12 protein-coding genes are annotated in these 14123 nt (G+C 67.5%); 5 read left to right on the top strand and 7 right to left on the bottom strand.

Features of this window, described 5'->3' with window-relative positions; genetic code table 11:
* Positions 1-262: 262 nt before the first annotated feature.
* The 4 genes from AACZ75_RS13970 to AACZ75_RS13955 are packed head-to-tail and all read left to right on the top strand — an operon-like array spanning position 263 to position 2074.
* Positions 263-649 carry a response regulator gene (locus tag AACZ75_RS13970; RefSeq protein WP_339873693.1) on the top strand — a complete coding sequence of 129 codons (387 nt, stop codon included), beginning with the start codon at positions 263-265 and terminating at the stop codon, positions 647-649.
* A gap of 1 nt (position 650) precedes the next feature.
* Complete coding sequence (locus AACZ75_RS13965) at positions 651-998, top strand: hypothetical protein (RefSeq protein ID WP_339873691.1); 348 nt, start codon at positions 651-653, stop codon at positions 996-998.
* A 32-nt stretch (positions 999-1030) separates the two neighbouring features.
* A complete protein-coding gene (locus AACZ75_RS13960; protein WP_339873689.1) occupies positions 1031-1600 on the top strand; it encodes a response regulator in 570 nt (189 codons plus the stop codon).
* Between the two features lie 6 nt (positions 1601-1606).
* Positions 1607-2074 carry a hypothetical protein gene (locus AACZ75_RS13955; RefSeq protein WP_339873687.1) on the top strand — a complete coding sequence of 156 codons (468 nt, stop codon included), beginning with the start codon at positions 1607-1609 and terminating at the stop codon, positions 2072-2074.
* Positions 2075-2174: 100 nt separating this feature from the next.
* Here the strand turns inward: AACZ75_RS13955 and AACZ75_RS13950 are convergent, their stop codons facing one another.
* The 3 genes from AACZ75_RS13950 to AACZ75_RS13940 all read right to left on the bottom strand — a co-directional run bounded on the left by AACZ75_RS13950 (position 2175) and on the right by AACZ75_RS13940 (position 7182).
* Positions 2175-3827: an amidohydrolase gene (locus AACZ75_RS13950; RefSeq protein WP_339873685.1), complete on the bottom strand. Its 1653-nt coding sequence runs from the start codon at positions 3825-3827 to the stop codon at positions 2175-2177.
* Positions 3828-3906: 79 nt separating this feature from the next.
* Positions 3907-5865, bottom strand: a complete 1959-nt coding sequence (locus AACZ75_RS13945) for a M1 family metallopeptidase (RefSeq protein WP_339873683.1) — start codon at positions 5863-5865, stop codon at positions 3907-3909.
* Positions 5866-5931: 66 nt separating this feature from the next.
* Positions 5932-7182 carry a multidrug effflux MFS transporter gene (locus AACZ75_RS13940; protein ID WP_339873682.1) on the bottom strand — a complete coding sequence of 417 codons (1251 nt, stop codon included), beginning with the start codon at positions 7180-7182 and terminating at the stop codon, positions 5932-5934.
* Positions 7183-7321: 139 nt separating this feature from the next.
* Here AACZ75_RS13940 and arsC point away from each other — a divergent pair, with 139 nt between their 5' ends.
* Complete coding sequence (gene arsC / locus AACZ75_RS13935; RefSeq protein WP_339873681.1) at positions 7322-7690, top strand: arsenate reductase (glutaredoxin); 369 nt, start codon at positions 7322-7324, stop codon at positions 7688-7690.
* Here the strand turns inward: arsC and AACZ75_RS13930 are convergent.
* The 4 genes from AACZ75_RS13930 to AACZ75_RS13915 form a co-directional block, all read right to left on the bottom strand.
* Positions 7687-8706, bottom strand: coding sequence for a DUF2891 domain-containing protein (locus AACZ75_RS13930; RefSeq protein ID WP_339873680.1), 1020 nt, complete (start codon positions 8704-8706; stop codon positions 7687-7689). The genes arsC and AACZ75_RS13930 overlap by 4 nt on opposite strands.
* Entirely contained in the window at positions 8706-9671 is a 966-nt protein-coding gene (locus AACZ75_RS13925; protein ID WP_339873679.1) for a DUF979 domain-containing protein, read from the bottom strand. The genes AACZ75_RS13930 and AACZ75_RS13925 overlap by 1 nt, the downstream gene beginning before the upstream one ends.
* Entirely contained in the window at positions 9668-10411 is a 744-nt protein-coding gene (locus AACZ75_RS13920) for a DUF969 domain-containing protein (RefSeq protein WP_339873678.1), read from the bottom strand. The genes AACZ75_RS13925 and AACZ75_RS13920 overlap by 4 nt, the downstream gene beginning before the upstream one ends.
* Positions 10412-10484: 73 nt before the next feature.
* Positions 10485-14120 carry a hydantoinase B/oxoprolinase family protein gene (locus AACZ75_RS13915; RefSeq protein ID WP_339873677.1) on the bottom strand — a complete coding sequence of 1212 codons (3636 nt, stop codon included), beginning with the start codon at positions 14118-14120 and terminating at the stop codon, positions 10485-10487.
* Positions 14121-14123 lie beyond the last annotated feature (3 nt).

The following is a 14123-nucleotide window of genomic DNA, read 5'->3' as shown; positions in this document are numbered from 1 at the left end:
AACCGGCAGTTAAAAATAAGCAGAGGCCCCTGTTTGTTTTGCTGATCATCAGATTTGATATGTTTTTTGCGCCGCGTTCATCATCAATATCACCTAAAGACATGGTCGCGACACTCAATGCCATAAACCTGCCTGCTAACCTTATAGACTCCAGGTACATTTTGTACTCAACCCGTTCTGATTTCGCGGGCACTTTTTGTTAAGCCTTCTGGTAAATCTACTGCGCCAAGAGTTCGACAAAACTATATGAGCTGGAGCCCGAATGGCCGTCGATAAATCCATGTCCGTTCTCGTAGTCGATGACTACAAGACCATGATCCGCATTGTCCGAAGCCTGCTGGAGCAGCTTGGATTCAAGAACATTGACGAGGCCCTCGACGGGCCCACGGCCCTGGAGAAGATCCGGACCAATGACTACGGCCTGATCCTGTCCGACTGGAACATGGCCCCGATGACCGGCTACGAATTGCTGACGGCCGTGCGCGCCGACGCCCGGACCAAGGCGATTCCGTTCGTCATGGTCACCGCCGAAACCAAGACGGAAAACGTCATCGCCGCCCGTCAGGCCGGTGTGAACAACTACATCATCAAGCCATTCACGCTCTCGGTTCTGAAGCAAAAGCTGACGGCCGTGCTTGGGGAACTCTGAAATGTCTGATGCCGAATCCCATGAAATCATCCTGACCATCCGTCGGGAGGTCGAGGACGCCGTCGACGTGATCCTGACGGCGGCAGAAGCGGCGCTGAAAGAGCTCGGCGCAGCGCGCGAAGGCGGTCGACTACCCCGGGACGTGCTGGAGGCGCGACTGTCGGAGATTCTGGAGGCGTGCGCATTCCAGGATATTACCGGCCAGCGCCTGTCGAAACTGGCGGCGATGGTGACCGAGGCCGCCAGGCCCGTAACGCAGAAAGACCCGCTGCTCAACGGGCCGGCCCTGACCGGCCAGGGACTGGATCAAACTGCCGCAGACGCCCTGATGCGAAAATTCGGAACCTGAACGACAGCCCAGAATGACTGCATGGTCACGCAATGTATTCCACAAGTGCAAAATTTGATCTGCAAAAGGCCAGGATCCTGGTTGTTGACGACAACCCAACGTCTCTGGAGATGATTTCCCAGATCATGATGGGGTTTCGAGTGCTCAAACTCAAACCTTGCCGGTCAGCGGAAGAGGCCCGGGGCTTCGTGGCGACGGAGCGTTTCGACCTCATTCTCATCGATTTCGAAATGCCGGATGAGGATGGACCTTCGCTGGTTCGCTACATCCGCTCGGACTCAAAGCAGCCCAACCACACCGCACCGATCCTCATGCTCAACGGCACCACGTCCCTGAACACGATCTCCCGGGCCCGCGACGCCGGGGCCAACATGGTCGTCAAGAAGCCCATCGCACCGGCGATCCTGCTAGATCGCATCAAATGGATCGCGCGCAACAACCGTGATTTCGTCGGCTCAACCACATATTGCGGCCCGGACCGTCGATTCCGGAACTTGCCCCTTAGTGACGGGACCCGGGAGCGAAGGGCCGATGCCCTTGCCCTGATCGCTGATCCCTCGCGGGCGATGTCGCAAGACGATATCAGCGCCCTGTTTGGATAGGCCCAAATGAGCGCGGCCCGCATTTTTACCCCCGAGAACCGCCTGGCCAGATTTCTGGACGTGCTCGGCGGAACCGCGACCGACGAATTGATCGCGAGCGCTGAACAGCGGGTCGATGCGATGTCCGAAGGAATACGGGAGTTCGTGGCCGCGAAATTGCTCCTGATCCTGCCGTTCGCGGACCAGGATGACGACGTCCTCTTCGCCGAATGCCGGACACTGGCCGACACGGCCACCCAGATCGCCGAAGTCGCCGCCGCCGGAAAGCTCAACACCGTAGGCGAGATAGCCCTCGGAATATCGGCCATGGTGAACGGTCTGCTGACCGTCGGTGCCTGGCACAGCGAGGCGCTTCGCATTCACATCCGCGCGCTGGGTCTTGCCGCCCAGGCCAAGACGCCGCTTGCCGGCAACGATGATCCCATCGTCGAGCACCTGCGTCAGATGCGCAGGACAATCGGACTACGCGACTAGGTCCGCCGCGGACGTTCACGCGGCACGGCTCGAGCGGCTGTCGCGTCGGCCACTGGCTGTCGCCCTGCGAACGGTGCCGACGTCGAAATCGCCGTCGGGCTCAGTCGCGCGACCAGACGACCACGCCGTCGACCACGGTCAGCACCGCCCGGCCGTGGGGAATTTCAGCCTCCGGCACCGTCATCAAATCGATGTCGAAGACAGAAAAATCGGCGCGTTTGCCAACCTCGATCGTGCCCAGTTCGGCCTCGCGGAACGAGGCATGGGCCGGCCAGAGAGTGAACATCTTCAACGCCGTTTCCCGCGACACCGCCTCCTGCGGTCGCCAGTCGCCGCCCTGGAAGCCGTCAAGATCCCTGCGGGCCACGGCGGCGTAGAATTCGATCAGCGGATCGCCGCGTTCGACCGGCGCGTCGGAGCCACCGACCACGATCACCCCCATGTCGACCAGGCTCTTCCAGGCGTAGGCCCCGTCCAGCCGCGCATCGCCCAGCCGGGCGGCGGCGAAGTGAAAGTCACCGATGGCGTGGCTGGGCTGCATGGAGGCGATGATCGGCAGGTCGCGGAAGGCCGCATAGTCGGACGGTCGCAGGATCTGGGCGTGTTCGATGCGCCAGCGCGGATCGGCGACGCCCCATTCGGCCCGCGGCACGGCCTGCATGGCCGTCGCATACCAGTCGGTGACCTCGTGATTGCCGCGGTCGCCGATCGCATGGGTGGCGAGCTGGATGCCGGATCGCAGGGCCAACTCATAGAGGGGCACCATCTCTGCCCCGCTGGTCTGCATCAGGCCGGTCGAGTCCGGGCTGTCGGCATAGGGCTCGAACAGAGCCGCCCCGCGCGAGCCCAGGGCCCCGTCGGCATAGTATTTGACCGCCCGGGTGATGACCCGGCCGTCGGCGACACTGCGCGGACCCGAGGCGAACAGGGCCAGGGCCCCATCGGGAGAGATGCTGTTGTAGACGCGCAGCGGGGCCTCGCCCGCCTCGGCCATGGCCTCCAGCATCGGAATGTCCGACCACGGCGCACTCATGAAATGGATGCCGGTCCAGCCATAGGCGGCCTCGACCCGGAAGCCGGCGCGATAGGCATTGCGGACGGCATCCGGATCGCGCTGCGGAAACAGGGGGGCGATCAGGTCCATGGCGGCATCGACCAGCAAACCGGTCGGCTGACCGTCGGCTGCCTTCAGAACGTCGCCGCCGGACGGCGCAGCAGTGCCGGAGTCGATACCGGCTGCGACCAGGGCGGCCGACGAGGCGACCATCGCATGGCCGTCGGCGCGGCTGAGCAGGACGACCCGGCCGGGCGCAGCGGCGTCGAGATCATTCCGGGTCAGGAAACGGGCCTCGGGCCAGCGGGTCTCGATCCAGCCTCGCCCGATGATGGGACCCTCCGGGTGCGCCGCGGCCCAGGCCGTCAGCCGGGCCATGGCGTCGGCGACCGAGGCTGAGCCTTCAAGGTTCAGGGTCAGCTCGCGCCACCCGATGCCATCCAGATGGGCATGGCCGTCGGTGAAGCCGGGAAACAGGGTCGCGCCGGCCAGGTCGATGTCGGTCAGACCCGTCGCGTCCGGTGCCCCGGCCGCGCGACCGGCGTAGACGATCCGGCCGTCGCGGACCTGGACCAGCTCGGCGCGCGGTGAAGCCTCGACCCCGGTATAGATCGCGCCGCCGTGGATCTGGAGATTCTGAGCCAGGGCCGGGACGGCTGTGCCGGCAAGCAGCAGGGCAAGGGCGGTCAATCGCAGCATCGGACGGGTCTTTCCTTCAGCGGGGCGGGCAACGGACAGGCGCGCTGAGGACGCGCGCCTGTCCGCATGTCCGCCGGGGTTACTGGCCGGTCGGCACCCCGACCAGGGCATCAACCGAGCCCGAGGTCACGGGATGATAGCCGGGCCGGGCGCGGGCATAGATGCGGGTCGCGATCGGTCGCCCCCAGCTGCCCTCGCCCCACAGGCTGGTGAACAGGGGCAGGACGAATTTGCGCCGCCCCTGACGGGTCAGGAAATTCTCCAGCGTCGGTACGGCCGGCTGATAGCGATGGGCCACGGCGATCTGTAGCCAGCCGAACAGGACCTCGGCATTGCCTTCGTCGCGCAGCTTCAGGGTCGTTTCCAGATCGGCCAGCTGCCGGTTGGTCAGCCAGTCGGTGCCGGTGCGCAGATTGGTCGGACGCCAGGCCAGGAAATGCTGACGTTCCTGTGTCGACCAGCCGGACCACGGAATGGCCGAGGCCGGCCCCTTGTCGGCGAAGAAGGCCCTGGCGGCCCCGTCGACGGCGGTCAGGGCGGTCGAGGCCGGGGCCACGGCGTTCGACGGCAGACCGGGCTGGTAGACCCAGTTGTCGAGCTGCAGCCGGGTCTCAAGCGCGGCGTCACCCTTGACCAGATGGGTGCGAATATCGGTCAGGAACTGGGCGGAGGACATCGGACGGAAGGCGTTGCGCTCGAAATAGCCCTTCAGCCAGGCATCAAAGCGATCGCGACCGACGATATGCTCGACCGTGCGCAGGAAGGCGGCCCCCTTTTCATAGGGGATGTCATTCAGGCCATCGTCCGGGTCACGCCCGGTCAGGTCGACGTGCATGCGCGTATCGGCGGCGGGCATCGTCTTCAGGCTGGACTGCAGGTCGTTCCAGCCCAGAACCTGCAGCATCAGGGCCCGGTCACGACCGTAGACCGACTCCATGATGCGGTTCTCGAAATAGGTGGTGAAGCCCTCGTTGAGCCAGATGTCCGACCATGTGGAGTTGGTCACCAGATTGCCGGACCAGCTGTGGGCCAGTTCATGGGCGACCAGGGAGACCAGCGACTTGTCACCGGCCACGATCGTCGGTGTCGCGAAGGTCAGGCGTGGATTCTCCATGCCCCCGAACGGAAAGGACGGCGGCAGGATCAGCAGGTCATAGCGGCCCCAGCGATAGGGGCCGTACAGGGCCTCGGCCGCATCGACCATCTGGCCGACCTCCGCGAACTCGGCCTTGGCCGCGTCGAGACGGCTGGGTTCGGTCCAGACGCCGGTGCGGCTGTCTTCGCTGGCAAAGGCCAGGTCGCCGACCGCCAGGGCGATCAGATAGGGCGGGACCGGGTTGGTCATGCGGAAGCTGAAGCTGTGCATGCCGTCACCGGCGGTCTTGCCGTCCGGGGTCAGCATCTCGGCACTCATCACCGCCTTGAGGGCGGTCGGCACGGTGATTTTGGCGGAATAGGTCTGGCGAATGCCGGGGCTGTCCTGGGTCGGGATCCAGGTGCGCGTCAGGATGGCCTGGCCCTGGCTGAACAGATAGGGCTGCCGGCCGCCGGCGGTCTGGACCGGAGTCAGCCATTGCAGGGCTGCGGCGTCCGGGCGGGTGGCATAGCTGATGACGATCTTGCGCTGTTCACCGGCGCTGAAGGCCGGGAAGGTCACCGTCAATGGCTGGCCCATGATCGGGTCGACGGCCCCCAGCACGAACGGCAGGGCCTTGCCCGATTCATCGGTGACCGCGCGGATGTCGAGGTTGCGGACATCGAGGATGACCTGGGTGGCCCCGGGTTCGGCCGAGACGTCGAGTGTGGCTGTCCCCGACAGGGTGTTGGTTTCAAAATTGGCGGTCAGGTCGAGGTCGACATGGCGGACGCGGGCAATCTCGGGCCGGGCGAAGGAATGGATATCCCGGACATAGTCGATCGGGGCCGTGGCCGAGGCCGGCAGTGGCGGCATGTCGGACTTGCCGCCGGGCTGGCCGCAGGCCGCGAGCACGGCGGAAAGGGCCAGGGCGGACAACAGTCCGGTCATTTTGCGGTTCATCGAACGCTCCGTTGACGTGTTGGACCGGAGACAGCCCCCTCGGGCCGCAAAGATCAAGGGGCAGTCTCAGACCGACCGGGGCTGGACCGGATTCCGGGCCCTGAAAAGCTGCCCCTGCTCGGCGTACAGAACCGCAGCGAGGGCCAGAATGCCACAGGCGGTGACCCCGATGGCCAGCGGGGCCACCGATCCGTTGAACTGTTGTCCGATCAGGAACCCCAGCGTCGAGCCCGCCGTCGTCGAGATAAAGCCCTGGGCCGACGACGCCGTTCCGGCGATATGCCCCATGGCCTCCATCGCCATGGATCCGAAATTGCCGGCGATCAGACCGAAGCAGAACATGGTCAATCCCTGCAGGATGGCGAAGGTCCAGAGGGTCTCATGGCCGGTCAGGGTCACGATCGAATGGACGGCTCCCATGGCAATGAAGCCCAGCAGGGCCGTGTGGGAAATCAGCCGGGTCCCCAGCCGTTCCACCAATCTGGCATTGAGCAGGGAGGCGATGGCCACGCCGCCGGCCATCAGGCCGAAGAAGGTGGTGAACAGCCCGGGCTGTTCAAACACGTCGAAGAAGATCTGCTGCGAGGAGTTGATGAAGCCGAACAGCGTCCCGCTGATCGCCGTCATCGCCAGGGTATAGCCCATCGAACGCCGGTTGGTCAGGGCTTCGCGAAAGGCTGCGGCGATGCGGTCGAGCCGGATCGGCAGCCGATCCTCGCGATGCAGGGTTTCCGGCAGGCGGATCACGGCCCAGATCATGAAGGCCGTGCCCGCCGTGGCCAGGACGCCGAATATCCAGGGCCACGGGGCCACGGTCAGAATCAACTGACCCACGGTCGGGGCCAGGATGGGCACGCCGAGGAAGACCAGAAAGCTCAGCGACATCACACGGGCCATGGTCCGCCCGCTGTAGCGGTCGCGCACGATCGACACCGCCAGCACCCGCAGCGCCGCCGCGCCGATACCACTGCCGACGCGGGCCATGATCAGGGCTTCGAACGTGGGGGCGAAGGCGGCGATCACGCTGAACAGGATATAAAGGCTGAGGCCGATCATCAGGATCGGTTTGCGACCGTAGCGGTCGGCCAGCGGGCCGTAGATGATCTGGGCGACCCCGAACCCGAGCAGATAGGCGGTGATCACCCACTGGCGACTGTTTTCGGTGACCACGCCAAGGGCTGTGCCGATGGCCGGCAGGGCCGGCAGCATGACGTCGATGGCCAGCGCATTCAGCGCCATCATCATGGCGATCAGGCTGACGAACTCGGGAAACCCCGGCCCTTTCGGGCGGACAGGGCCGGCGGCATTCTCGATCATGGGCAGGATGTGCGCGCTATGGTTCGGGGCTGCAACCACGCAACAGTGAATTCGCCCGGCCGGAGGGCGGGATGAACGACGGGACCGGGCCTGCTAGGAAGCATCTCCGTCGCTACATCCCAGATCGCAGGAGCCGTCCATGGCCGACACCGCCTTTCCCGTCACTGTCTTCCACAATCCCGCCTGCGGGACCTCGCGCAAGGTGCTGGCCGCGATCGAGACCGCCGGTCTGACGCCGGAAGTGGTCGAATATGTGAAGGCCGGCTGGACGAGGGCCCAGTTGACCGTGCTGTTCGCGGAGATGGGCGTGACGCCGCGCGACGTGATGCGTCGCACCGGTGACCTCGTTTCGGACCTTGGCCTGCTTGAACCGTCGGTGACCGACGCCGCCATACTGGACGCCATGGTCGCGCATCCGGTGCTGGTGAATCGACCGATCGTGAAGACCCCGAAAGGCACGAAACTGTGCCGCCCGGTCGAGACCCTTCTCGACCTGTTGCCCGGCTAGGACTCGCCCGGAGCCAGAAGCGCCAGCAGGGCGAAACTGGCCAGCCAGTGCTCGCCCATATAGTCGCCGGTCACCTGGGGCAGGGCGACGTCCAGATGGCGGTCGGCCGCCGCCAGCGCCACGTCCCGGCGGGGATCCTCCGGCGGCAGGGCCGAGGCGATGCCGCGCCAGCACCAGGCCCGGCTCAGGTTCAGACCATCCAGATGGGCGATCTTGCCGTCGGTGCGGTCACTGACCGAGGCCGGGACGAACAGGGTCTGCGGCTGCGCCTCGGCCAGCCGTGGCAGGAACCGGTCCAGCCATGCCACGAAGGCCGGGGGCTCCAGCACGCGCCGCATCAGCTCGGCCTCCATCAGGGTCGGCGACAGGAACTCATCCTGTGATGGCTCCCACGCCTGACAGTCGCGGTCGGCCCCGTGCCAGGCCAGGGCCCGGTCGCGGCACAGGGCGGCGAGGGCCGTGTCGCCGGTGCCGTCCGTGTAATCCAGCACCAGCCGCAGGGCGAAGGCGGTATTGTAATGGGTGCCGACCCGGACCGGATAGGTGGCCAGCGGCAGGAAGGTCGTGAACCGCCGGGCAAAGGCGTCAGCGAGGGGTTTGAGCGTGGCGGCCCAGCGTCGACCCTCGTCCGTATCATGCCGGTTCAGTTCGGCCGCCAGCATCAGGCACCAGGCCCAGCCGTAGGGCCGTTCGAAACCGCGACTGCCGGGATGGGCCAGATAGTCGACCTCGACGGCGATGTTTGCCGGGGTGAACAGGGTGTCGGCGAGGGCGCGGATGCCGGCGGCCTCGGGGCCGTCCGGATACAGACGATAGGCGGTGAACAGGGTCCACCAGCCATGCACGCAGGAGTGCCAGTCGAAACTGCCGAAGAAGACCGGATGCAGCGCGCGCGGTCCCAGCACGTCGGCCGGGCCCGCCAGCACGTGATCCAGCTTGTTCGGATACTCGCGCGTCACATGGCCCAGGGCGGTGCGGGCGTAGAGGGCGGCGATGTCGGCGGTGATCCGGGGCATCAGAAGCGGAAGGCGAACAGGTACATCAGCACGATATTGACCCCGAGCATGATCAGGGCGGTCGGCATCTGGGCCCGGATCACCCCGTTCAACGGTGAATCCCGGTCCGGCAGTTCCAGCAGATTGGCCGGGACCACGTTGAAATTGGCGGCCATCGGCGTCATCAGCGTGCCGCAGAAACCGGCCAGCATGCCGATGGCGCAGACGATCGCCGGGTTGCCGCCGAACTGGTAGATCACAAAGGGCAGGCCGATGGCCGCCGTCATCACCGGGAAGGCGGCAAAGGCATTGCCCATGATGACGGTGAACAGGGCCATGCCCAGACAATAGGCGACCACGGCGATCAGGGCCGAGCTCATCGGCACCGCCTGGGTCACCAGCTCACCGACGACCCCGCCGACATTGGTCGCCAGGAAGACCGCCCCGAGCGAGGCCAGCATCTGCGGCAGCAGGGCGGCCCAGCCGATCGAGTCCATCAGGCGCCGGCCCTCCTGCACGGGGGCCAGCACCGGCGGCCGCAGCCAGACCATGGCGGCGATCAGGGCGAGGACACAGCCCAGACCCAGGGCGATCAGGGTGGTCTGCACCGGCGCGATCAGCCAGGCCCCGGCGGCGGAATGTTTGGCCGCCAGGGTGCCGCCGACCGCGACGACCGGCACGATCAGGGCCGGCAGGAACAGGGCGTTGCCGTGCCGCTGGGCCCGTTCGAGACGCTGGTCCGGACTGGTTGTGGCCGGTCGGCCCACCCCCAGCCGCTTCAGGCCGCCGATGCCGACAAGCGCCAGCACCAGCAGGCCGTTGCCGAGCCCGCCCAGCCAGGTACCGAACAGCATGGAGGCGGCGATCAGCCCCCAGAACAGGGCGCTGCGGATTCGCGTCGGATGCTCGCGGTCGCGCAGGGTCAGGACGGCGAAGGCGAGAAACATCAGCCCCACCACCACATAGGCGTGCTCAAGGGTGATCACTGGCCCGCCTCCGCATCGGCGGCGGAGCCGGACCGGGCGGCCGCGATCTCGCGGCGGATCGCCCCGTCAAACAGCAGCAGCCGGGCCCCGTGCACGGCAAAGGCGGCGATGGCGGTGGGGATGGCCCAGACGGATATCTGCAGCGGCTCAACGATCAGGCCCGACTGTTCGAGAAAGCCGACGATCAGCACGATCGATCCGATGGCGATGAAGATGTCCTCGCCGAAGAACAGGCCGACGTTGTCGGTCGCCGCCGACATGCCCCGGATCCGGAACCGGGTCTTGTCGGGCAGGGCCCTGCCCGCCTCGATCTCGGCCGCGCCCTCGGCCATCGGGGCGATCAGGGGGCGCACCATCTGCGGATGCCCCCCCAGCGAGGTCAGGCCGAGCGCCGCGGTCGCCTGCCGCACCAGCAGATAGCTGATCAGCAGTCGCCCGGCGGTCGCGGCCCGCACCTTGCCGACCAGAATGCGCGCCCGCTCCTGCAGCCCCTTGCGCTCCAGCAGACCGATGACCGGCAGGACCAGCCAGGTGATGTGGAAATAGCGGTTATCGTTGAACGCCTCGCCGAAGGCCGCCAGCGTATCGACGCCGGCCTGCAGCAGGGCCCGGGGTTCGACGCCCGGGACGACGGCGGCCATCATCCCGGTGACGATCGCCGCGGCCAGTATGACCAGCAGCGGATTGATGCGGGCGACGAAGCCCGCCACGACCACCGCGATTCCCAGAAGCACCAGCATGTTGAATTCCCCCGACCCTCGATAATGGTGACGTGGAACCGGGCACGATGAAAGCCCCCGTGTCCCGCTGCCTCTACGCTTTGGGCGGAACCCCGAATCCGCCCCCGCCCGGGGTTTCGATGACGAAGACGTCGCCCGGCTGCATCGACACCTCGGCGGTCGAGCCCAGGGCCTCATGGGTGCCATCGGCGCGTTCGACGCTGTTGCGCCCGGTCGCGCCGGGCCGGCCGCCGGCGACGCCGAAGGGCGGGACACGACGACGGTTCGACAGGATGGCGGCGGTCATCGGCTCGAGGAAGCGCACCCGCCGGACGACTCCGTTGCCGCCGTGATGGGCCCCGGGCCCACCCGATCCCCGCCGGATGGCGAATGCGTCGAGTCGCACCGGGAAGCGCGATTCCAGCACCTCGGGATCGGTCAGCCGGCTGTTGGTCATATGGGTCTGGACCGCATCCGCCCCGTCGAAGTCCGGTCCCGCGCCCGAGCCCCCGGCGATGGTCTCGTAATACTGACGGGTCTCGTCGCCGAAGGTGAAATTGTTCATCGTCCCCTGGCTGGCCGCCAGCACGCCGAGCGCCCCGTACAGGGCGTCGACCACCGCCTGGCTGGTCTCGACATTGCCGGCCACCACCGCCGCCGGATAGCGCGGGCTCAGCATCGAGCCTTCGGGCACGATCAGGGTCAGCGGCTTCATGCAGCCGGCATTCAGTGGAATGGCGTCATCGACCAGGGTGCGGAACACGTAGAGGACCGCGGCCCGGGTTATCGACAGCGGCGCGTTGAAATTATTGTCGCGCTGGGCACTGGTGCCGGTGAAGTCGATCGTGGCCCGGCGTGCGTCCGGATCGACGTCGATCCGCACCCGGATGATCGCGCCGTCGTCCATCTCCAGGGCGAAACTGCCGGGCTTCAGCACAGCCAGAACCTGGCGCACCGCCTCTTCGGCATTGTCCTGGACGTGGCCCATATAGGCGTCGACGGCGGCGCGGCCGAAGCTGGTGACCATGGACTCCAGTTCCTGCGCGCCGCGGGCACAGGCGGCGACCTGGGCCTTCAGGTCCGCCAGGTTCTGGTCGATGTTGCGGGCGGGCCAGCGGCCGGAGCCGAGCAGGGCGCGGGTCTCGGCCTCGCACAGTCGCCCTTCGTCGATCAGCAGGAAGTCATCGATCAGGACCCCCTCCTCCTCGACCGTGCGGCTGCCCGGCGGCATGGAGCCCGGGGTGATGCCGCCGACGTCAGCGTGATGACCCCGGGCCGCGACGAAGAAGGCCGGGCCGGACTCACCGTCCAGAAACACCGGCATGATGACGGTGATGTCCGGCAGGTGCGTGCCGCCGTTCCACGGGGCGTTCAGCATATAGACGTCGCCATCGCGCAGGCCGCGACCGTCGCGGCCGTCGCCACGGGCGCGGACCACGGCGGCGATGCTCTCGCCCATCGAGCCCAGATGCACCGGAATATGCGGGGCGTTGGCGATCAGGGCCCCGTCACGATCGAAGACGGCGCAGGAGAAGTCGAGCCGCTCCTTGATGTTGACCGAATAGGCGGTGGCGCGCAGGGCCTCGCCCATCTGTTCGGCCACGGCCATGAAGCGGCTGTTGAACACCTCCAGCAGGATCGGATCGGCCGCGGTGCCGATCGCGCGGCGTTGCGCCAGCGGCACGACCCGCTCGAGGATCAGGTTCAGGGCGGCGTCGGTGACCCCGCGCCAGCCCGGTTCGATCACGGTGGTGCCGGTCTGTTCCAGCACGATGGCCGGGCCGTCGATCACCGACCCGACGGCCAGACCCTCACGCCGGACGATGGTTGCGGTCTGATCCGCGCCGGCCATGCGGATGCGGGCGGCGGGGATCGCCGGCGGCAGGGTCGCGGCGACCGGTGCGACCGGGCCGGGACCGGTCGATCCGGACCGGCCGGTGGCCTCGGCCTCGAGGCTCTCGACGATCAGGATCTTGTCGGCGGCGACGAAGCCGAAGCGTCGACGGTGCAGGGATTCGAAAGCCTCGCGCATCGCCGCGACCGTGTCGAAGGCCACGGTCAGGGGCGTGTCGGTGCCGTCGTACTTGATCCGCGCCCGGACCAGGGTCTCGACCGACTCAAAGGCGATGTCCTGGGCGACCAGTTCGGCATGGGCGACCGCGCCCAGCGCCGCGGCCCGCTGGTCCAGGGCCGCGATCTGGCCGGTGTCCAGCGGCACGGCGACCGTCTCCTCGCGGATGGTGCGCACCGCCGCCAGACCCATGCCATAGGCCGACAGGACCCCGGCCAGCGGATGGAGCATGACCCGCGTCATGCCCAGGGCGTCGGCGACCATGCAGGCATGCTGCCCCCCGGCCCCGCCGAAGCTGTTCAGCACATAGCCGCTGACGTCGTGGCCGCGCTGGATCGAAATGGCCTTGATCGCCTCGGCCATGTCCTGGACGGCGATGGCGAGGAAGCCCTCGGCCAGTTCGGCCGGGCTCATGGCCCGGCCGGTGGCGGCCAGGACCTCGGCCGCCAGGGCCTCGAACCCGTCACGCACGGCGTCGGCGTCCAGCGGCTGGTCGGCCGCCGGTCCGAACACCGGCGGGAAGAATTCCGGACGCAGCTTGCCCAGCATGACGTTGCAGTCGGTCACGGTCAGCGGGCCGCCGCGGCGGTAGGCGGCCGGACCCGGCACGGCCCCGGCCGATTCCGGACCGACCCGCAGCCGCGCCCCGTCGAAGCGGCAGATCGAGCCGCCGCCCGCCGCCACCGTATGCACGGCCAGCATCGGTGCGCGCAGCCGCACCCCGGCGACGACGCTGTCGGAGGTGCGTTCGAATGCACCGGAGTAGTGGGAGACGTCGGTCGAGGTGCCGCCCATGTCGAAGCCGATGACCCGGTCGAAGCCGGCGGCCGCGGCGGTCTCGGCCATGCCGACCACACCCCCGGCGGGGCCGGACAGGATGGCGTCCTTGCCGCGGAAGGCGCGAGCCCCGGTCAGGCCGCCGTTGGACTGCATGAACAGCAGCGGCGTGTCCTCGCCCAGTTCAGCCCCGACCCGGTCGACATAGGCGCGCAGCACCGGCGACAGATAGGCGTCGGCCACCGTGGTGTCGCCGCGACCGACCAGCTTGATCAGGGCCCCGATCTCGTGGCTGACCGAGACCTGGGTGAAGCCGGTTTCGCGGGCGATTTCGGCCAGGCGGATCTCGTCGGCGGTCCAGCGCCAGCCGTGCAGCAGGACGATGGCCACCGACCGCAGGCCCACGGCGTGGGCGGCGGCGAAACCGGCGCGGGCGCGATCCTCGTCGAGCGGTTGCAGCACGGTGCCGTCGACGCCGACGCGGGCGTCGATCTCGATCACGCGGTCGTAGAGCTGGCGGTGCAGCCTGATGTGGCGGGCGAAGATGTCGGGGCGGCTCTGCCAGCCGATGGTCAGGGCGTCGCCGAAGCCGCGGGTGATGGCCAGCAGGGTCGGTTCACCCTTGCGTTCCAGCAGGGCGTTGGTGGCCACGGTCGTGCCCATGCGGACGGTCTCGACCCGACCCGGCGGCAGGGGGCCGGGACCGGCCCCCAGCAGCCGGCGCACCCCCTCGACGGCGGCGTCGGCATAGTGTTCGGGATTCTCGGACAGCAGTTTTCCGGTCTGGATGCGGCCGTCCGGGGCCTGGGCCACGATGTCGGTGAAGGTGCCGCCGCGGTCGATCCAGAAGCGCCAGCCCGGTTGCCGGTCGTCGGTGCCCATCGG

The sequence above is a fragment of the uncultured Brevundimonas sp. genome (genome assembly GCF_963975535.1).
Classification (GTDB): domain Bacteria; phylum Pseudomonadota; class Alphaproteobacteria; order Caulobacterales; family Caulobacteraceae; genus Brevundimonas.
The sequence above is the reverse complement of the archived record's forward strand: the minus strand, read 5'-3'. Positions and strand labels throughout refer to the sequence as shown.

What these genes read in the sequence shown, in the direction of transcription:
- AACZ75_RS13970 (WP_339873693.1), top strand. Translation starts at nt 263, where the DNA reads ATGGCCGTCGATAAATCCATGTCCGTTCTCGTAGTCGATGACTACAAG.
- AACZ75_RS13955 (WP_339873687.1), top strand. Translation starts at nt 1,607, where the DNA reads ATGAGCGCGGCCCGCATTTTTACCCCCGAGAACCGCCTGGCCAGATTT.
- AACZ75_RS13965 (WP_339873691.1), top strand. Translation starts at nt 651, where the DNA reads ATGTCTGATGCCGAATCCCATGAAATCATCCTGACCATCCGTCGGGAG.
- AACZ75_RS13940 (WP_339873682.1), bottom strand. Translation starts at nt 7,182, where the DNA reads ATGATCGAGAATGCCGCCGGCCCTGTCCGCCCGAAAGGGCCGGGGTTT.
- AACZ75_RS13960 (WP_339873689.1), top strand. Translation starts at nt 1,031, where the DNA reads ATGTATTCCACAAGTGCAAAATTTGATCTGCAAAAGGCCAGGATCCTG.
- AACZ75_RS13950 (WP_339873685.1), bottom strand. Translation starts at nt 3,827, where the DNA reads ATGCTGCGATTGACCGCCCTTGCCCTGCTGCTTGCCGGCACAGCCGTC.
- AACZ75_RS13945 (WP_339873683.1), bottom strand. Translation starts at nt 5,865, where the DNA reads ATGAACCGCAAAATGACCGGACTGTTGTCCGCCCTGGCCCTTTCCGCC.
- AACZ75_RS13915 (WP_339873677.1), bottom strand. Translation starts at nt 14,120, where the DNA reads ATGGGCACCGACGACCGGCAACCGGGCTGGCGCTTCTGGATCGACCGC.
- arsC (WP_339873681.1), top strand. Translation starts at nt 7,322, where the DNA reads ATGGCCGACACCGCCTTTCCCGTCACTGTCTTCCACAATCCCGCCTGC.
- AACZ75_RS13920 (WP_339873678.1), bottom strand. Translation starts at nt 10,411, where the DNA reads ATGCTGGTGCTTCTGGGAATCGCGGTGGTCGTGGCGGGCTTCGTCGCC.
- AACZ75_RS13930 (WP_339873680.1), bottom strand. Translation starts at nt 8,706, where the DNA reads ATGCCCCGGATCACCGCCGACATCGCCGCCCTCTACGCCCGCACCGCC.